The organism is Pedococcus bigeumensis (assembly GCF_039531795.1).
GTDB classification, from domain to species: Bacteria; Actinomycetota; Actinomycetes; order Actinomycetales; family Dermatophilaceae; genus Pedococcus; species Pedococcus bigeumensis.
Genome location: NZ_BAAAQS010000001.1, coordinates 1,871,942 through 1,890,908, shown reverse-complemented (window position 1 = coordinate 1,890,908; position 18,967 = coordinate 1,871,942). Strand labels below are relative to the sequence as shown.

The 18,967-nt window shown below is 70.2% G+C and carries 17 protein-coding genes; 10 read left to right on the top strand and 7 right to left on the bottom strand.

All coding sequences use genetic code 11. The features are described from left to right. Positions 1–2: 2 nt before the first annotated feature. The 5 genes from ABD262_RS08975 to ABD262_RS08955 all read left to right on the top strand — a co-directional run bounded on the left by ABD262_RS08975 (position 3) and on the right by ABD262_RS08955 (position 3,913). Positions 3–515, top strand: a complete 513-nt coding sequence (locus ABD262_RS08975) for a gamma carbonic anhydrase family protein (RefSeq protein WP_344134263.1) — start codon at positions 3–5, stop codon at positions 513–515. 66 nt (positions 516–581) lie between these two features. Beyond that, entirely contained in the window at positions 582–1,241 is a 660-nt protein-coding gene (locus tag ABD262_RS08970; RefSeq protein ID WP_344134260.1) for an MBL fold metallo-hydrolase, read from the top strand. A 70-nt stretch (positions 1,242–1,311) separates the two neighbouring features. After that, positions 1,312–1,524, top strand: coding sequence for a hypothetical protein (locus ABD262_RS08965; protein ID WP_344134257.1), 213 nt, complete (start codon positions 1,312–1,314; stop codon positions 1,522–1,524). Between the two features lie 17 nt (positions 1,525–1,541). Then, positions 1,542–2,366: an ABC transporter ATP-binding protein gene (locus ABD262_RS08960; protein WP_344134254.1), complete on the top strand. Its 825-nt coding sequence runs from the start codon at positions 1,542–1,544 to the stop codon at positions 2,364–2,366. Beyond that, entirely contained in the window at positions 2,342–3,913 is a 1,572-nt protein-coding gene (locus ABD262_RS08955; RefSeq protein WP_344134251.1) for a hypothetical protein, read from the top strand. Before ABD262_RS08960 ends, ABD262_RS08955 begins: the two co-directional genes overlap by 25 nt. 60 nt (positions 3,914–3,973) lie before the next feature. On the opposite strand, the gene ppgK is transcribed toward ABD262_RS08955, so the two are convergent. Continuing rightward, the gene (ppgK, locus tag ABD262_RS08950; protein ID WP_344134248.1) at positions 3,974–4,747 is read right to left on the bottom strand and encodes a polyphosphate--glucose phosphotransferase; all 774 of its coding nucleotides are present in this window, start codon (positions 4,745–4,747) and stop codon (positions 3,974–3,976) included. Positions 4,748–4,776: 29 nt separating this feature from the next. After that, the gene (gene map, locus ABD262_RS08945; RefSeq protein ID WP_344134245.1) at positions 4,777–5,640 is read right to left on the bottom strand and encodes a type I methionyl aminopeptidase; all 864 of its coding nucleotides are present in this window, start codon (positions 5,638–5,640) and stop codon (positions 4,777–4,779) included. Positions 5,641–5,690: 50 nt separating this feature from the next. On the opposite strand from map, the gene ABD262_RS08940 reads away from it, so the two are divergent. Then, positions 5,691–5,879 (top strand): methionine aminopeptidase, encoded by a 189-nt coding sequence (locus tag ABD262_RS08940; RefSeq protein WP_344134242.1) that lies wholly within the window; start codon positions 5,691–5,693, stop codon positions 5,877–5,879. A gap of 42 nt (positions 5,880–5,921) precedes the next feature. Here the strand turns inward: ABD262_RS08940 and ABD262_RS08935 are convergent, their stop codons facing one another. Both ABD262_RS08935 and fgd read right to left on the bottom strand, forming a co-directional pair. Then, positions 5,922–6,548: a class I SAM-dependent methyltransferase gene (locus ABD262_RS08935; protein ID WP_344134239.1), complete on the bottom strand. Its 627-nt coding sequence runs from the start codon at positions 6,546–6,548 to the stop codon at positions 5,922–5,924. 98 nt (positions 6,549–6,646) lie between these two features. Beyond that, positions 6,647–7,654, bottom strand: coding sequence for a glucose-6-phosphate dehydrogenase (coenzyme-F420) (gene fgd / locus ABD262_RS08930; protein WP_344134237.1), 1,008 nt, complete (start codon positions 7,652–7,654; stop codon positions 6,647–6,649). Positions 7,655–7,735: 81 nt separating this feature from the next. Between fgd and ABD262_RS08925 the strand changes: the two genes are divergently transcribed. Then, complete coding sequence (locus ABD262_RS08925) at positions 7,736–9,145, top strand: ArgE/DapE family deacylase (RefSeq protein ID WP_344134234.1); 1,410 nt, start codon at positions 7,736–7,738, stop codon at positions 9,143–9,145. On the opposite strand, the gene ABD262_RS08920 is transcribed toward ABD262_RS08925, so the two are convergent. Both ABD262_RS08920 and panB read right to left on the bottom strand, forming a co-directional pair. Next, positions 9,142–10,206 (bottom strand): M36 family metallopeptidase, encoded by a 1,065-nt coding sequence (locus ABD262_RS08920; RefSeq protein WP_344134231.1) that lies wholly within the window; start codon positions 10,204–10,206, stop codon positions 9,142–9,144. The genes ABD262_RS08925 and ABD262_RS08920 overlap by 4 nt on opposite strands. 103 nt (positions 10,207–10,309) lie before the next feature. Beyond that, entirely contained in the window at positions 10,310–11,209 is a 900-nt protein-coding gene (gene panB, locus ABD262_RS08915) for a 3-methyl-2-oxobutanoate hydroxymethyltransferase (RefSeq protein WP_344134228.1), read from the bottom strand. 302 nt (positions 11,210–11,511) lie between these two features. Between panB and ABD262_RS08910 the strand changes: the two genes are divergently transcribed. After that, positions 11,512–13,824, top strand: coding sequence for an immune inhibitor A domain-containing protein (locus tag ABD262_RS08910; RefSeq protein ID WP_344134225.1), 2,313 nt, complete (start codon positions 11,512–11,514; stop codon positions 13,822–13,824). Between the two features lie 278 nt (positions 13,825–14,102). Continuing rightward, positions 14,103–14,597 carry a hypothetical protein gene (locus tag ABD262_RS08905; protein ID WP_344134220.1) on the top strand — a complete coding sequence of 165 codons (495 nt, stop codon included), beginning with the start codon at positions 14,103–14,105 and terminating at the stop codon, positions 14,595–14,597. A 94-nt stretch (positions 14,598–14,691) separates the two neighbouring features. Here ABD262_RS08905 and ABD262_RS08900 read toward each other — a convergent pair whose 3' ends face one another. Further along, positions 14,692–17,040 (bottom strand): immune inhibitor A domain-containing protein, encoded by a 2,349-nt coding sequence (locus ABD262_RS08900; protein WP_344134217.1) that lies wholly within the window; start codon positions 17,038–17,040, stop codon positions 14,692–14,694. Positions 17,041–17,416: 376 nt separating this feature from the next. Here ABD262_RS08900 and ABD262_RS08895 point away from each other — a divergent pair, with 376 nt between their 5' ends. After that, positions 17,417–18,967, top strand: a complete 1,551-nt coding sequence (locus ABD262_RS08895; protein ID WP_344134214.1) for a phytoene desaturase family protein — start codon at positions 17,417–17,419, stop codon at positions 18,965–18,967.

The following is an 18,967-nucleotide window of genomic DNA, read 5'->3' as shown; positions in this document are numbered from 1 at the left end:
CCATGCTGATCTCCTTGCCCGACCGGACGCCGCAGATCCACGAGTCCGCATGGGTCGCGCCGAATGCCACCGTGATCGGCTCTGCATCGATGGCTGAGAACAGCAGCGTGTGGTTCTCGGCGGTCATCCGGGCCGACGGCGAGGCGATCACGATCGGTGCCGGAAGCAACGTGCAGGACGGCTGCGTCCTGCACGCCGATCGCGGGATTCCACTACGCCTCGGGGCTGGCGTCACGGTGGGCCACAACGCGGTGCTCCACGGGTGTCTCGTCGACGACAACGTGCTGATCGGGATGGGTGCGGTCGTCCTCAATGGCGCCAGCATCGGGGAAGGGTCGATCGTCGGGGCGGGGGCGATGGTTCCCGAGGGGTCCTCCATCCCACCCCACTCCTTGGTCATGGGCCTCCCCGCCAAGGTCCGGCGCGAGACCACGGACGCCGAGCGCGCCGCGATACGTTCGAACGCCTTCTCGTACGTCGAGCGCGTGGCGGGGTACAGGTCCGCAGTCTCCTAGCGCCGTCACGGGAGAGTGCGGCCGCGAGTGGTGCCGGGTCGGGCGGTTTGTGCCTACGGTGAGGTCATGCGAATCACCCACCTCGGACATGCCAGCCTGCTCGTGGAGATTGCGGACACCCGCCTCCTGCTCGACCCTGGTGCGTGGTCACCGGCAGCCCAGGAGCTGCGCGACCTCGACGCGGTGCTGGTGACCCACCAGCACCCGGACCACCTCGACCAGGACCGGCTCCCCGACCTGTTGCGGGCCAACGCCGGCGCGCAGGTCGTCACCGACCCAGACACCGCGACGATCCTGCGGGACAAGGGCATCGACGTCACCGCCTTCGCCGCGGGTGACACGGCCACGGTCGGCGCGGTGACGGTGCAGGGCGTGGGGGAGCTGCATGCCCTCATCCACGAGGAGATCCCCAGGATCCACAACACCGGGATGCGGATCAGTGCCGACGGCGAGCCCACCTTCTTCCACCCCGGCGACTCCTTGGATGCCGAACCGGAGGGCGTCGACGTGCTGGCGTTCCCGCTCAACGCCCCGTGGGCGCGCAGCCGCGAGATGACCGCCTTCCTGCGGCGCCTGGCGGCTCCGCACGCGATCCCGGTGCACGACGGGCTGCTCAACGCCGCAGGGCGGACGCTCTACCTCACGCAGGCGGCGAACCTCGGATCGAAGGAGACCCGGATCCACGACCTCGCCGGGGGAGCGCCGGAGGAGTTCGACGCCGGCTGACCCAGGTCGGGCGGTCGGTCGCCGACGGGCCGGATTTGGTTCTTAGGATAGCCTCACCTACTCTCGATTCGTGCCCAAGAACTCCAAGGTCCCCAAGGGTGCCAAGGTCGCCAAGGCGAAGAAGAAGTGCTGCAAGGACAAGCCGCGTTGCGCGCAGTGTCCGGTGGTGCTCATGCGCCTGGAGAAGATGGGTTACGCCGAGCACGACCCGGAGAAGCCGCGCCGCTACACGGTGGAGAAGAACGTGCCGAAGAAGGCAATGCTCGTCGCAAGACAGCGGTGACGGGTTAGCGTCGTCCCATGTCGGACTCGCAGACCACGACCGAGCCAGCCGCAGGGGCGCCGCCCGTGACCACGCGACCGCCCGAGGTCGCGCTGGGCCTGCGCGGGCTGACCAAGCGCTTCGGCCAGACCACCGCAGTCGACAGTCTCGACCTCGACGTGCCCAGGGGCTCGTTCTACGGCCTCGTGGGTCCCAACGGGGCCGGCAAGACCACGACGCTCTCCATGGCCACGGGGCTGCTGCGCCCCGACTCCGGCACGGCCCACGTGCTCGGCGTCGACGTGTGGGCCGACCCCGTCGCCGCCAAGTCGCAGATCGGCATCCTCCCGGACGGCCTGCGCCTCTTCGACCGCCTCACCGGGCAGCAGCTCGTGACGTATGCCGGCCTGTTGCGTGGGATGGACCGCCGCCTCGTCGCGGAGCGTACCGCCGAGCTCCTCGCGGCCCTGGGGCTGACCGACGCCAGGGAGAAGCTGGTCATCGACTACTCGGCGGGCATGACCAAGAAGATCACCCTCGCGTGCGCCCTCATCCACGCCCCCCGGCTGCTGGTCCTGGATGAGCCGTTCGAGGCCGTCGACCCGGTCTCGGCCCGCACCATCCGGGGCATCCTCGAGGACTTCGCGGCCAACGGCGGGACCGTCGTCCTCTCCAGCCACGTGATGGACCTCGTCGAGCGCATCTGCACCGATGTGGCGATCATCGCCGCCGGCGTGGTGCGCGCCTCGGGCACGCTCGACGACGTGCGGGCCGGCGCGAGCCTGGAGGACCGCTTCCTCGACCTCGTCGGCGGCAGCACCACCGTGGAGGGGCTGGCGTGGTTGCGCACCTCGTCCGACTGAAGCTCCACCTGCTCCGCAACGGCTTGCGGCGCAGCGTCGCCGCCGTCGTCGGGATGGTGATCGGCGTGATCTACGGCGGTGGGTTCGTCGTGCTCGTCCTCGCCGGGATGATGGCCCTGCGCGCGCAGGGCGACCTCGACCTGGCCCGTGCCGTCGTCGTGGTGGCGGGCTCGGGGCTGGTGGTCGGCTGGTCGCTGCTGCCGATCATCCTCTTCGGTGTCGACCCCACCCTCGATCCGACGCGGTTCGCGACCTTCGCCGTCCGGGAGCGGACGCTGGCCGTCGGGCTGGTCCTCACCGCCCTGGTCGGGCTGCCCGGCGTGGCCACGGTGCTGCTCGTGCTCGGGACGGTTGTCGCTGGGTCACGGTCCGTTGTCGCGACGCTGGCCGCGCTCGTCGGTGGGCTCCTCGGGCTGCTCACCTGCGTCCTGCTCAGCCGGATCGTCACGGCCGCCGCGGCTGCGGTGCTCGCCACCCGGCGCGGACGCGACGTGGCCGGCGTCGGTGGCCTGCTGGTGTTCGTCGTCGCGGGACCGCTCGTCGGTGGCCTGTCCGACGGGGGCATCGACCGCACGACCCTCGACAGCGCGGCGGCGGTGCTCGCCTGGACACCCCTGGGCTGGGCCTGGGCGCCGGCCGGAGACTTCGTGCTGGGGGAGTGGAGCACGGGCCTGGCGCACCTCGCCCTGGCTGCATGCCTGGTCCTCATCCTGCTCGTGGTCTGGGAACGGCTCCTCGTCTCCGTCCTGCGCAACCCGCGGTCGGCCTCCGCGGACGGCGGCAAGGTCTCGGCCGGCCTCGGGCTGTTCGGCCGGCTCCCGGCGACGCCGATGGGTGCGATCGCGGCGCGGGCGGGCACCTACTGGGTCCGCGACCCCCGGTTCAACGTCCCCGCGATCATGACCATCCTGCTGCCTGCGGGGCTGCTGATCCCCGGGGTCGGCTCGGGGTCCGACCTGGCCCTCCTGGCGATGCCGCTCGCGTCTGCATACCTGATCGGCTGGGGTCAGCACAACGACGTGGGTTACGACTCCACGGCCTTCTGGCTGCACGTCGCGTCGGGCGTCGACGGCGTCAGTGACCGGCTCGGCCGCCTCTTTCCCTCGGGGCTGATGGCCGCGGTCTGCGTGCCCGCGTACTGCCTGCTCGGACCCGCGTTGGGTGCACCGTGGCGTATGTTGCCAGCAACCTTCGGCACGGCAGTTGCGTTGGCGCTCAACGGTTTCGCGGTGGCCTGCGTCACCAGCGCGGTGAAGCAGTATGCCGTGCCGGCACCCGGCGAGAACCCGTTCACCAGCCGCCCGGGATCGGTCGGGGTGACGCTCGGTGTCCAGGCCGTCTGCGGGGTCGCCGTGTGGACGCTGTCACTCCCCGCGCTCGGGCTCGCGGTCGCGGCATACCTGGGCGTGGACTGGGCGTCGTGGGCCGCCCTGGTGCTCGGTCCCGTGCTGGGTGTCGTGGCGCTCGTGGTCGGGACGCGCCTGGGTGCCGACCTGTTCCGCCGGCGCCAGGCCCTGCTCCTGCAGGACCTCGTCGCCATGCGCTGAGTCCCTGGCTCGGCTGCGCGCCCTGTCGTTCGGATCCGCCGCCGCCCTCCTGGCTCGCTGCTACTTGTGGGCGGCGAGGTGGGCGGCCCCGATGATGCCCGCCTTGTTCTCGAGGGTGGCGGGCACGATGGGGGTCTTGAGCTTGAGCAGTGGCAGGAACTTCTCGGCGTCCTTCGAGACCCCGCCACCGACCACGATGAGGTCCGGCCACAGCAGGGCCTCGAGGTGGCTGTAGTAGCGCTGCAGCCGCTCCGCCCAGACGGGGTAGGACAGGCCCTCCTTGTCCTTGATCGAGGAGGCCGCGCGCGACTCGGCGTCGAAGCCGTCGATCTCGAGGTGGCCGAGCTCGGAGTTCGGGATGAGCACACCGTCGTAGATCAGCGCCGTGCCGATGCCGGTGCCCAGGGTGGTGAGCACCACCAGGCCCTTCTGGCCCTTGGCGGCGCCGTAGTAGAGCTCGGCGACCCCCGCGGCGTCGGCGTCGTTGACCAGCACGATGTCGTGGCCCAGCACCTCCTCCAGCATCGGCTCGGCATCGAAGTCGAGCCACGACTTGTCGATGTTGGCGGCGGACCTGACCATGCCGTGGGTCACCACCCCGGGGATGGTCACGCCGATCGGGGAGTCACCCCGGACATCCTCGAAGTGGTCGACGATCTGGTTGATCACCGCGGCGACGGCCTCGGGTGTCGAAGGCATGGGGGTGTCGATCCGCATCCGCTTGGCCGCGAAGGCGCCTGTCGAGAGGTCGACGGGCGCACCCTTGATGCCGCTGCCTCCCACGTCGATCCCCAACGGGAGTCCGTGCTTGGCCTGCTTGGCTTCCTTCGCCATCGGTCCGCCTTCCTTGCGGTGTCGCCGGGCTATGCCAGCGTGAGGATCTCGTTGCCGGTCTCGGTGATCAGGATCGTGTGCTCGAACTGTGCCGAACGTCGGCGGTCTGCCGTCACGACTGTCCACCCGTCGTCCCACATCTCCCACTCGGGGGTGCCGAGGTTGAGCATCGGTTCGATCGTGAACGTCATGCCGGGCTCGATCACGGTGTTGTAGGAGGGCGCCGCGTCGTAGTGGGGGATGACCAGGCCGCTGTGGAACGTGCGGCCGATCCCGTGCCCGGTGAAGTCACGGACGACGCCGTAGCCGAAGCGCCGCGCGTAGCTCTGGATCACCCGCCCGATCACGTTGATCTCGCGACCGGGGATGGCGGCCTTGATGCCGCGCATCATCGCCTCGCGCGTGCGGTCGACCAGCTGTCGCGACTCCTCGTCGACGTCACCGCAGAGGTAGGTGGCGTCGGTGTCGCCGTGCACGCCGCCGATGAAGGCGGTGATGTCGATGTTGACGATGTCGCCGTCCTCGAGCGGGCGGTCGTCGGGGATGCCGTGGCAGACGACTTCGTTCACGGAGGTGCACAGCGACTTGGGGAACCCCTTGTAGCCCAGCGTCGAGGGGTAGGCGCCGTGGTCGAGGAGGAACTCGTGGCCGACCCGGTCGATCTCGTCCGTGGTGACCCCGGGCGCGATGACCGCGGCGGCGGCCGCCATGGCCTGCGCAGCGATGCGTCCCGCCACGCGCATCCGCTCGATGGTCTCGGGGTCCTTGACCTCGGACCCGGTGTCGCGTGCCGGAGCGGGCCGGTCGACGTACTCGGGCCGCGCGATCGAGGCGGGCACCGGCCGGCGTGGGGAGACCACGCCCGGCGCCACGCTTGCGTAGGTCAACGGCATACGGTGGAGTCTAGGGACGTACGCAGATCCGTCGAGTTGGAGGGCACCCCATGGCTTACTGGTACAACGTCAGCAGCGGTCAGGTCGAGAGCGACGACAACAAGAGCCAGGGGGACGACCTGATGGGTCCCTACGACTCGCAGGAAGAGGCGGCCAACGCGCTGCAGACCGCGCGCGAGCGCACCGAGAAGTGGGACGCCGAGGACAAGGCCTGGGAGGAAGGCCGCTCCGAGGACTGAGCTCCCCTCGCGGTCCCCAGGCGTCGAGGCGGCGCGCGGTCCTCAGTCGTCGAGGCGGTGGACCGAGACGGCGTAGCCGGAGCCCGGTCGCCAGGCCGCACGGTCCCAGGTGCCGTACCGGCGCAACAGGCTGAGCTCCGCGACCTCGCAGGCCCGGTCGTAGTCCTCCAGCGGCGTGACCGGACACCCTTCGGGCAGGTGGGCGGCATCGAGCCCGAAGCCGGCGACGACCAGACCACCGGGCTGCAGGTGGGCGGCGAGCCGCTGCACGGTGGCGAGGAGGGTGCCGGGGGCCAGCAGGGGGATGACGTTGCCGGCCAGCACGACGAGCTCGAAGGCCTGCGAGCGGAGCTGGAGCCGGCTGAGGTCCTGCCGCACCCAGGTGGTCGACGGGTCCCGCTGCTCGGCGACCTCGATCATCGCGGCGTCGGCGTCGACCCCCACGCAGTGGTAGCCCAACGCGGTGAGCTGGATGGCGACTCGGCCGGTGCCACACCCGGCGTCCAGCACGCGGGCCGGAGGTGACAGCACCGAGGCGACGAACGCGGCCTCGCCGTGGATGTCCATGCCTTGCGCCGCCAGGTCGTCGAACCGGCGCTGGTACGCCGTCGCCGCGCCCGGCCCGCCGGACACCTCCGACCACAGGGTGCGGGGCTCCATCTCCGTCATGCTCGGTCACCCTCGTCCTGGTCGCGGACCATCACGTCACGAGCACCGTCGCCGTGACACCTCCAGCCTAGATAGGGGTGGGGCACAGGGGAACCCGGTCAGCCGAGCTCGCGCAGCCCGGGCACGACCCGGTCGGCGAAGGTGGTGAGGAAGCGGGCCTGGTCCTGGCCCGGGCCGTGGAAGACCAGGTGGTTGAAACCCCAGTCGACGTAGGGCTTCACAGCGGCGACCACCTCCTCCGGGTCGTCGGAGACGATCCAGCGCGAGGCCACCTGTTCGTCGGACAGCTCGTCGCCGAGCCGCTCCAGCTCGATCGGGTCGCTCGTGCCGTGCTTCTGCTCCGCGGTGAGCGACAAGGGCGCCCAGAAGCGGCAGTTCGTCACCGCCTGCTCGCGGTCGGGGTCCCACGACAGCTTGATCTCGATCATCCGGTCGAGGTCGTCGCGGGTGCGGTCCGACTTGGCCAGGCCTTCGTCCACAGCGGGCAGCAGCTTGTCGCGGTAGAGCTCCGCACCCTTGCCCGAGGTGCAGATGAAGCCGTCACCGGAGCGACCGGCATACCGGGCCACGAGGGGGCCGCCGGCGGCGACGTAGACGGGCACCGGCTGCTCGGGACGGTCGTAGACGGTGGCGTCGACGACGCGGTAGTGGTCGCCCTCGAAGGTGACCCGCTCCTCGGTCCACAGCTTGCGCATCAGGGTGACGGCCTCCCGCAGCCGCGCGAACCGCTCCTTGAACTCGGGCCACTCGTCCACCGAGCCGACGACGACTTCGTTGAGTGCCTCCCCGGTGCCGATGCCCAGCATGACCCGACCGGGGTACATCGAGCCGAGGGTGCCGAACGCCTGGGCCACCACCGCCGGGTTGTAGCGGAACGTGGGCGTCATGACCGAGGTGCCGATCTGGACCCGCTCGGTGCGCTCGCCGAGCGCCGCGAGCCACGCGAGTGAGAAGGGGGCGTGGCCCCCGTCGTGGCGCCACGGCTGGAAGTGGTCGGAGATGAGGACGCTGTCGAGTCCCACCTCTTCGGCCAGCACGCCGAAGTCGAGCAGCTCTCGAGGGGGGAACTGCTCGGCGGAGGCCTTGTAACCGATGCGCAGGGTCATGGCCCCACCGTATGCCGCGCGGCCGACTGGGCGCGGACAGGTGCCCGCACCGGGGGCCCCCGGGCGTGACAGTCTCGGGACATGGCCGGACCGACCCCCCAGACCTCCGCACCCGCCCCGGGGCTGCCGCCGCAGCAGCTCGACGACCTCGAGCGGCGGCTGGTCGACTCCGTCGACGTCGACGCGTTGGTGGCAGACCTCGCCGCCCTCGTCGCCTGCGCCGCGGTGGGTGGCTCGCCGGGGGAGTCGGCCATCCAGCGTTGGGCGGCAACGAGGTTGCGGGACCTCGGGCTGGAGGTCGTGGAGTGGGAGGTCGACCTCGCAGCAGAGTCGGCCCAGGCCGGCTTCCCCGGTATGGAGGTCACCCGCGACGAGCTCGTGGGGGTCGTCGGGACATGGCCGGGCGCATCCGCGCCGGGCACGCGCGGCGGCGCCGGAGGGGGCCCGGACGGAGACGCTGACGGAGCCGCTGACGGAGCCGCCGACGAAGGGCTGCCCGCCCTCGCGCTGTGCGGCCACACCGACGTCGTCCCGGTCGACGACCCGGCTCGATGGCGGTCCGACCCGTTCCGGCTGGCACTCGACGACGGGCTGCTGACCGGGCGCGGGGCCTGCGACATGCTCGGCGGGGTGGCGGCGGTGCTGGGCGCGGTCCGTGCGTTGAGGTCGTGCGGGGTGGTGCTGGCACGACCACTGGCCGTGCACCTGGTCAGCGGCGAGGAGGACGGCGGGGCGGGGGCGTTCGCGACCCTCCGGGCGGGGCACTCCGCGAGCGCCTGCGTCATCGCCGAACCCACCGGCGGGGCGGTCATCCCGGCCAACGCGGGCTCGTTGACCTTCCGCCTCGAGGTCGAGGGGCGGGCCGCGCACGGGTCGACCCGCACCGCGGGGGAGAACGCCCTCGACCACCTCGCGCCCGTCCAGGCGGCTCTGCGAGAGCTCGAGGCGAGGCGGAACGTCGACCCACCAGCCGAGTTCGCCCACCTCGACCTCGTCGCCCCGATCTCGATCGGCATCGTGCGGTCGGGCACCTGGGCGAGCACCGTCCCGGACCTCCTCGTGGCCGAGGGGCGGTACGGCGTGCTGCCCGGTGAACCGCTCGAGACGGCCCGGAGCGCGTTCGAGGACGCGATGGCGACGCTGGGGGAGGGTGACGCCTGGCTGACCGCGCACCCCGTGCGGGTCAGCTGGCCCGGAGGCGCGTTCGCGTCCGGCTCGCTCCCGGCCGGTCACGGCCTGCTCGACGAGATGCTTGCGGCTGCCGCCTCGGTGTCGGGCCGGGCGCCCCGGGTCGAGGGTGCACCCTACGGATCGGACCTGCGGCACTACGCGGCGCACGGCATACCCACCGTGCAGTTCGGCCCGGGCGACCTCGTGCAGGCGCACGCCGTCGACGAGTCGGTGCGCCTCGACGAGGTCGTCGCCTGCGCGCAGGCGTATGCCGTCCTGGCGCCGCGGCGGTGCGGTGCACCGCCGCAGCACGGGGACTAGAAGCTGATGCCGCGAGCGGCGAACCGGGCCTTGACCAGCGCCGCGGCGGCCGCACCGTCGCGGGCCAGGGCGGTGTCGTAGGTCGCCTTGGCCGCGGCCGAGAACGACGTGCCCGGCGCGAAGCGGAACTGGGCGTCGATGAGGGTGGTGTCCCAGTCGCGCGTCGTCTTGTGCATCGCGACGTAGCCGAGCCGGATCTCCCAGAGCGCCTGGCTCCAGATCTGGCCATCGGCGTGCACCTCGCCCTCGCGGGTCTGCACGGTCATGCCGGTGTCGAACCGTCGGATGCAGTGCGGCGCAGCGGTGTAGGAGGTCGAGTCCCAGTCCATCGGGCAGGCCTGCTCGGCACGCACCGGCCAGCCGTACTGACCGGCCGCGTCCAGCCCCACCGACACGGCGAGGTAGTCGCCGAACGACTCGCCGATCGACCCCGCGTCCAGGCTGGTGCCGTAGCCGGGGACCTGGGAGGCGTGCACGGCGTGGCCGTACTCGTGGACGATCACCTCGGCGTCCTCCGCGTCGTCGACGCCGCCCTTGCCGAGCCGGATCCGGTAGGGCTTGTCGGTCTGGTACGAGTTGTCGCCGCCGTACTGGTCGATCTTGACGTCGAAGGGCTGCTTGACGATGCCGGGCAGGGTCGACCCGAAGCCGAGCGACTGCAGGTACTCCTGTGCCTGGTTGACCCAGAAGTAGCCCATCACCTGCTCGAACTGGTCCTGGTGGCGGGTGTAGTTGAACGTGTTCGTCGTGCTGTATGCCGGTGTGCCAGTAGCGGACTGGACGTTCGCCCACTTGCCGCGCAGGTAGCCCGAGCCGTCGAGGTTGCGCAGCGGGACGACCGCGTAGGCGCTCTGGGGGACTGCGGCGTCGGAGTCCTTCTGGTCGGTCAGCGACTGGATGCCGGACGACTGGACGGGGTTCACCATGAAGACCGACCCGCTGCCGGTCGCGCTGCCGCTGCCGGGCTTCGTGGCTGAGGCGGGCGTGGCCGCCACCAGGGCGATGGCGGCGCAGGCGGCAGTGACGCTGACGAGTGCGGTGGTGCGAAGACGCTGGGGCACGGGGTGTCCTCCTCGGTGTGGGGGCGGATCCGGTCGGGACCCACCGATGGACGCTAGCGGGTGAATTGCCCGAGTCGCGTCCTACCGATGCAGGAGTTCCGGCCTACTCGAGGAAGGAGTTCTCCGCAGCCGGGAACGCGCCCGAGGCGACGTCCGCGGCATACGCGGCGGCTGCTCGGCCGAGCTCACCACGGAGGTCGGCGTACTTCTTGACGAACCGCGGTGCCTTGCCACCACGCAGGCCGGCCATGTCCTGCCACACGAGAACCTGTGCGTCGCAGTCCGGTCCGGCGCCGATGCCGATGGTGGGGATGGACAGCACCTCGGTGACCCGCGCGGCCAGTGGGGCCGGCACCATCTCCATCACGATGGCGAAGCAGCCGGCCTTCTCCAGCGCGACGGCGTCCTCGACGAGGCGGTCACCCGAGTCGCCCCGGCCCTGGACGCGGTAGCCACCGAGGACGTGCTCGCTCTGCGGCGTGAACCCGATGTGGCCCATCACCGGGATGCCGGCGCGCACCAGCAGCTCGACCTCGGGCACCATCGGCTTGCCGCCCTCGAGCTTGACCGCGTGGGCCAGGCCTTCCTTCATCATGCGGGTGGCGGTGGCCAGGGCCTGCTGCGGACTGGCCTGGTACGAGCCGAACGGGAGGTCGGCCACGACCATCGCGTGGTTCGCGGCCGACGTGACCGCCCGGACCAGGGGTACGAGGTGGTCGACCGTGACCGGCACCGTGGTCTCGAAGCCGTAGACGTTGTTGCCGGCCGAGTCGCCGACCAAGAGGACGGGGATGCCGGCCTCGTCGAAGATCTCGGCGGAGTACATGTCGTACGCCGTGAGCATCGCCCACTTCTCGCCCCTCTCCTTCATCGCCTGGAGGTGGGGGATGCGCACGCGGCGCTGCGGGGCGGCCTGGGCTCCGGTGCCGTAGGGCGCGGCGACCTCTCCGGCTGCGGCGGTGGTGCCGGGGACCGGCGCGGAACTCGGGGGCTGCTCGCTCATGCCACGACCCTACCGACGGGCCGGACCACGTGGGCGCGCACCACGGGAGCCGGCGACGAGCTCGACCGCCAGCCCCGGAGTCCTCCCATTTCCGGCGAGCCGGACAGTTCCGGTCTTGTCGGGCATCGATCCGCTGGGCCACCGATCCTTCGGAGTTCGTGCCCGGGGAGGGGCCCTTCTCCACCGTTCAGAGGTTTCTTTACCAAGTTCTTAACCGTCGAACCATTGGTCTGGTAGCGCAACCGTGTTTGGGTCGCCCTTGTGTGTCCGAACAAGGACCGCCAATTTCAACTGGAGGATTTGTGAAGAGACGTCATCTGAGCGCTCTCTCGGGTGCGGCCATCGCGGCTGTCACCCTGAGTCTGGTTTCCGCTCCTGCGCAGGCGACCCCCGCGCCCAAGGACTCGGAGCCCAAGGCTGCCAACCGGGAGCACGACCTGCCCAACCCCTTGGGGGACGCCGCACGCGCCCTCCGCAAGGAGGCGGTCGACAAGCTCGTCAAGGGTCAGGCCACCACCGAGATGCGTGGCGGCCAGCGCGTCATCAAGCTCGCGGGCAACGCCAAGGCCCCGAAGGGGAGCAAGGCCGCGCGGGACCGCTTCGTGTCCTACCCGGTCGAGCGCGAGGAGGACATCTTCACCGTCCTCACCGACTTCGGCACGCAGACCAAGACCGGCTTCGACGCCACGCCGGGGCCGGTGCACAACAACATCCCCGCGCCCGACCGCGTCTGGGACGGCAACGCCACCGACGACAACTCGACGTACTGGACCGCGGACTTCAACCGCGCCCACTACCAGGACATGATGTTCGGCGACGGTGAGTCGTTCAAGGACTTCTACCTGAAGCAGTCGAACGGTCGCTTCGTGGCCAAGGGTGACGTCTCCGACTGGGTCACCGTGCCCTACAACGAGGCCCGCTACGGCAAGAGCAACAACGCTGACGGTTACTGGAACTACGTCAAGGACACCGCGACCGCCTGGTACAACGCCCAGAAGGCGGCCGGCAAGAGCGACGCCGAGATCACGACGTACCTCAAGCAGTTCGACAAGGTCGACCGCTACGACGCGGACCACGACGGCAACTTCAATGAGCCCGACGGCTACATCGACCACTTCCAGGCCATCCACGCCGGTGAGGGCGAGGAGGCCGGCGGTGGTGCCCAGGGCACCAACGCCATCTGGTCGCACCGGTGGTACGCCTACTCGACCGACGCCGGCAAGACCGGCCCGGAGGGTGCCAAGCTCGGCGGTGTGCCGCTCGGCAACTCCGGCATCTGGATCGGTGACTACACCACCGAGCCGGAGAACGGTGGCCTCGGTGTCTTCACCCACGAGTTCGGTCACGACCTCGGTCTGCCGGACTACTACGACACCGCGGGCGGCGACAACGGCACCGGCTTCTGGACGCTCATGTCCGGTGGCTCGTGGCTCAACCACGGGATCGACTCGATCGGCACCACCCCGGGCTACATGGGCCCGCTCGAGAAGCTCCAGCTGGGCTGGCTCGACTACAAGACCGTGCCCTACGGCCAGGACATGACCGTCAAGCTCAACCCGGCTGACCAGCCGAAGGGGAAGGCGTCGTACCAGGCCCTCGCGGTCACGCTGCCGGACAAGACGGTCAAGACCGACTACAACACTCCGCGCTCGGGTTCGTACGAGTGGTGGGGCGGGGCGAACGACAGCCTCAACAACACCCTGACCCGCACGGTGGACCTCACCAACGCCGCCAGCGGTTCGGTCTCGGCCTGGCTGCAGTACAACATCGAGCAGGACTACGACTACCTGTACGCCGAGGTGAGCACCGACGGTGGCGCGACCTGGAAGGACGCGGCAGCGCCGATCTCGGGTCCGTCCGACAACGCCGGCCTCACCCCGTGGGCCCAGAAGTCGTGGGACCTCACGCCGTACGCCGGCAAGAGCGTCCAGTTCCGCTTCCGCTACGCCACCGACGGCGGCCTGCACTTCGAGGGCCCGTTCCTCGACGACCTGGCCGTCACCGTGGGCGGCACCACCGTCAGCGACGACGTCGAGGGCGGCACCAACGGCTGGACGGCCAACGGGTTCACCCGCATGACCGGCTCCACGTCCGAGGTCGTCAGCCACTACTACCTGGCTGAGAACCGCACCTACACCGGCTACGACAACACCCTCAAGACCGGCCCGTACAACTTCGGCTGGGGCAACACCAAGCCTGACTGGGTGGAGCGGTTCCCGTACCAGAACGGCCTTCTCGTCTGGTATGTCGACGGTCAGTTCACCGACAACAACACCTCGGGTCACCCCGGTGGCGGTCAGTCGCTCCCGGTCGACGCCCGTCCGGCCCCGGTGACGTTCGCCGACGGTGTGAAGCTGGGCAACCGGCGTCAGCCGTGGGACGCCACGTTCGGGCTCGAGCGCACCGACGCGGTGACCTTCCACCGCAACGGCACCGCGCTGAACGTCCCCTCGCAGCCGGCCATCCCGGTCTTCGACGACAGCGACCCGAACAAGTACTGGTCCGCAGCCAACCCTTGGTCCTCGGTCAAGGTTGCCGGCTCGGGCACGGTCATGAAGGTCAACAAGTCGGAGGACGGCGGCAACCAGCTGCAGGTCCAGGTCAGCTTCAAGTGACCTGACGCGCTGACCGAGGTCAGTGCGAGCACGACACGGCAGGGCCCCGGGATCACCGATCCCGGGGCCCTGCTTCGTTGCCCGCGCGGCGGGCGCTGCTCCGGTACGCAAGGCCCGCATCAACGGCCCTGGTTCCTTGCCCCTGGGGCCGGGGTCGCGTGACAACCCGCTCCGGTGGTGCGATATACCCCGTCGGGACAGACTCGGACGAGGTCGCCGACCAGAGGCGACGCCACTGAGCTCCACACCACCGAGCTCGACTACACCCAGGAGGACCGATGGCAGACAGCTTCGAGGTCGTGCAGAGCAGCCCGGAGGACGGGCTGACCGAGGAGCAACGGCACGAGGTCGTGGCCGCGCAGCTTCGTGGGGAGGCGAAGGCGGAGGGACAGGGCCCGGACGCCGTCGTCGCCGCCGTGGCGTCCGAGCTGGAGGAGATCGGCCTCGAGCCCGACCCCTCCGAGCTGCACCGGCGCTACGAGGAGATCGACCCGGACATCCCCGAGCTGGCCGACGCCGATTCCGGCGCCGACGCCGGCGCCGACGCTGATCGCGACGCCCGTGATGCCAGCGACCGCCCGGGCGCGGACGAGCTGCCAGCCGATGCGGGCACCGGCGCGGCCATGGTGACTGACCCGTCGCGGACCGATGGTCCGGTCTCCGCAGGTGTCGACGGCGCGCGCGACCACGCCCCGGTGGACGACCCGGCGCCAGTGGGCGACCCGGCGCCGCACGACGATCCGGTGGCGGGCAACGACCAGGCGCCGCGCTAGCTCAACCTCACGGAAGGGCTCCACGGAAGGGCCCCGTCAGCCTGCTGGCTGACGGGGCCCTTGGTGTGCTGGCGGACCAGCAGACCTGTCGGACCTACTTCGGGGCCACCGTGATGTTGAGGTGACCACCGCTGGCGATGCCGTTGACCGTCACGGTCGTGCCCGTCTTGGGCACGTCCACGCCGTACCAGCCGGGCTGGTAGCGACCGGCGTGCGCGCCGGTCGCGGCGTGCTCGTCGGAGTTGGACCACCAGGACTTGGTGTCGTCGAAGGTCGCCACTCCCGGCTTGGAGGCGATCGAGCCGGCAACGCTGTTGTTGTGCAACGTGATCGCGTCGGTCCGCTCGAGCCCGAAGGTCGAGTCGTACGCCAGGATCCGGTTGCGCATCAGGGTGCCGTCCGGCCAGTGGCTGAACTGCGGGTGGGCATCCACCGGCAGGAGGAGGCCGCCGCCCGGGTGCTCGCCGACGTTGTTGTCGCCGAACGACTCGTCCCAGTAGTTGATGAGCAACCCGTTCTGGTACGGGTAGGTCTCCACCCAGTCGGGCCTGGTGTTGAGGAACCCGAAGTTGTAGGCCGTCTTGAGCGACGCGTCGTAGCCGTCGTACTGGCGGTTCTCCAGCACGTAGGCGTTGAAGTGGAAGCTCTCGGCCTTTCCGGTGGTGCGGATGAAGCCGTCCAGGACCCAGCCCTCGTCGGTCTCGGCGTTGCCCACGACCGTGCCGTTGATGGCGACGTCGTCGACGGCGATGCCGTAGCCGATCACCGCCGGGTCGGTGGTGTAGCGCCACCGCAGGGCGTTGGTGCCGGCCGGCAGGGTTGCCGTCAGGTCGACGTAGGCACCCGTGGCGAACCCGGTCGACGTGCCGGTGATCCCGGTGTGCGACGGGTTGTTGCTGTTCGGGTCCGTGGTGCTGGACCGGTTGGTGAGCACCGGCGTCCAGGAGGTGCCGCCGTTGGTGGAGGCCTCGAGGAACGCGTAGTCGTAGTCGGTCTCGGTGCTGTAGCGGACCTTGGCCGTGAGCGACCCGGCGGTGATCCCGGTCGTCTTGGTCATGGTGTGCGTGAAGTCGTTGCCCTGGCCGCTGTAGAAGAACTGCGTCCCTGACGCGGGCACGCCCACGTCATCGACGCGCTTCTTGTCCGGCAGCACCACGAAGACGGCTTGGGGTGACTTGGTCGCCGGCGTGTTCGGGCCCAGCTTGTGGGTCGACTTCTGGCCGGCATGGGCCACCTCGTAGAACGGGCCCGTGGTGCCCTGGGCGCTGAGCCAGCCGAGCTGGAACTTCTCCCAGTTACCGAGGTCCGTCGGGGCATCGCCGATTCCGTCGTTGCTGCCGTCGCCGATGTTGGCGCCCGAAGACATCAGGGTCCAGAAGGCGGTGTTGTTCTCGGCCCCCCCGGTGTTGCCGGAAGTGTCGTAGAGGTCGGGCAGACCGAGGTCGTGGCCGAACTCGTGCGCGAACACACCGAGTCCACCGTTCTCCGGCTGGATCGTGTAGTCGTAGACCCACACGCCCGTCGGGTTGTTCGGGACCAGCGAGCTGGACACGATGCCGCCGTTGGAGCCGACGTTGACGCCGACGCCGAGCGGGCCACCCGCCTGGATGTTCGCCCCGGAGCGGTGGCTCCAGATGGCGTCGGAGCCCTGGTTCGGGTCACCGGCCGCCTGGTCGCCACCGGCGTGGACGATCTGGAAGTGGTCGATCACGCCGTCGGGCTCGTTGAAGTCGCCGTCACCGTCGATGTCGTAGCGGTCCTGCTGGTCGAAGGTCTTCAGGTAGGCCTGGATCTGGGCCATCGTCTGGCCACTGTCCAGCTGCGCCTTGACCCACACGGCCAGGGCGTCGCGGACGAGCGCCTTGCTCGTGTTGCAGACGATGTCGCCGCAGTAGTCGCGACCGTAGAGGGCCTCGTTGAAGGGGACCTTGACCCACTCGGTGACCGCACCGTCGACGGAGTAGCGTCCCGACGACTGCGTCTCGTAGTACTTCTTCATCCGGTTGAAGTACATGTCTTCGTAGTGGGCCCGGTCGTAGTTCTGCTGCCACAGGGTGGAGTTGTCCACGCTGCGGTCCGGCGCCGGGATCTCGTTGTGCAGCGGTCCGGTCACGTCCGTGGTGCTGCCGTCCGGTGGCGGGCCCTGGAAGATCGGGTTGGGGTACTGCTGGTCACCAAACTCGGCGATCACGACGAAGATCTTGTCGGTGCCCTCGTTCGCGAGGTCCACGTACTGACCCTTGCCGAGCTTGGCCACCGGACCCTGCATCGCCTTGTCACCCTTGAGCTTGCGCTGGAGGGCGGTCTGTCGCATGGCGTCCTTCTTGATCGCCAACGGCGGGCGCAGGTTGTCGCTGCCGTGCTTGATCTTTCCGCCAGCCTTGTCCGTGGGTGGAACGGCTGCGGCAGAGCCGGTGCTGGCGACGAAGCCGGCAAGCACCATGCTGCCAATGGCGACCAGGCTGTATGCCCTGCGCCTTCCTGAGTGGACCGTGTGTGTCACGTGGACCCTGCCTTCTATCGGTGGGAACTCCTCCTGGCGCCCGGCCGCGACGCTCCACAAGAACGCCGGGTGACCTTGGCTTTCACAGTGAAGACCCGCCTGTCTGAAATGTGATCACCCCACAACCGGTTTGTTATCCATTCGTGACCTGCCGACAGGGAGGCAGTGGGCTGAGCAGGACAGATCCGGGCGGATGCCGGTTGACGTCCGCCGCCCGTGACAGATGTCATCCCGGCTCGGACCTCTCGTTGCCGCCATCGAAGGGTGGCCGAAGGGTGGCGTCAGGTCACCCCGCAGGGCCCCGTAGGCTCGCCCGGTGGACTACGACGACGTCGTCATCGGTGCGGGGCACAACGGGCTCACTGCCGCGGCATACCTCGCGCGCGCAGGCCGCCGCGTCCTGGTGCTGGAGGCAGCCGACCACGTCGGTGGCGCCGCCGTGTCAGCGCAGGCGTTCCCGGGTGTGGACGCGCGCCTCTCGCGCTACTCCTACCTCGTGTCGCTGCTGCCGCGGCAGGTCATCACCGACCTCGACCTCGACGTCCGGCTGATCCGGCGCCGGTTCTCGTCGTTCACCCCGGTCCCGTCGGAGCCGGCCCGCGGGCTGCTCGTCGACCACGGCGACCCCGACGCGACCGCGGCCGGCTTCGCGCAGCTCACCGGAAGCCCGCGTGAGTATGCCGCGTGGCAGCGGTTCTACGGGCGGGTCCAGCACCTGGCCGAGCGGGTGTTCCCCACCGTGCTCGAGCCGTTGCGGGCCGAAGCGGACGTCGCTGGTCTCGTCGGCGACGACGAGCTGTGGGACGCGCTGGTGCGCCGCCCGCTGGCCGAGGTGCTCGAGGAGCAGTTCGCCGACGACACGGTGCGCGGGATCGTCGCCACGGACGCCCTCATCGGCACCTTCGCGCGGATGGGGGGCGCCGACCTGCGCCAGAACGTCTGCTTCCTCTACCACCTCATCGGCGGCGGCACGGGCGACTGGGACGTGCCGGTCGGGGGGATGGGCTCGGTGACCGATGGCCTGGCGCGCGCCGCGGTCGCGGCGGGCGCCGAGATCCGCACCTCGACCCGGGTACTGGCCCTCGACCCCGACGGCGAGGTGCACTTCGACGGCGGGTCGGTCCGGGCGACCACGATCCACGCGGCCTGCGCCCCGACCGTCCTCAACTCGTTGCTCGCTGCGGCGGGGGCCGACCCGGTGCCCACCGAGGAGGCGCCCGAGGGCGCCCAGCTGAAGGTCAACATGCTGCTGTCGCGGCTCCCGCGGCTGCGCGACGATTCCGTCGACCCGACCGCCGCCTTCGCCGGCACGTTCCACATCAACGAGGGCTGGACCCAGCTCGACGAGGCGTATGCCGCCGCTGACGCCGGGCGCGTGCCCCAGCTGCCGCCGTGCGAGATCTACTGCCACAGCCTCTCGGACCGGTCGATCCTCGGACCCGAGCTGGCGGCCACCGATGCGCAGACGCTGACGTTGTTCGGGCTGCACCTTCCTGCCCGGCTCTTCCGCGGCACCGGCGAGGAGCACGACGCGGCGAAGGACCTCGCGCTCGCCCGCACGCTGGAGTCGCTCAACTCGGTGCTTGCCGAGCCCATCCAGGACGTCCTCCTGCGTGATCCCAGCGGGGCGTTCTGCCTGGAGGCGCGCACCCCCGTGGAGCTGGAGGCAGACCTGGGCCTCCCGGGGGGCAACATCTTCCACCGGTCGCTGCAGTGGCCGTGGGCCGAGAGCGACTCCGAGGTCGGCACGTGGGGTGTCGAGACGGTCCACCCCAGGGTCCGCATCGCCGGTGCCGGCGCCCGGCGCGGTGGGGGAGTCAGCGGGATCCCAGGCCACAACGCCGCCATGTCGGTGCTCAAGGGCTGA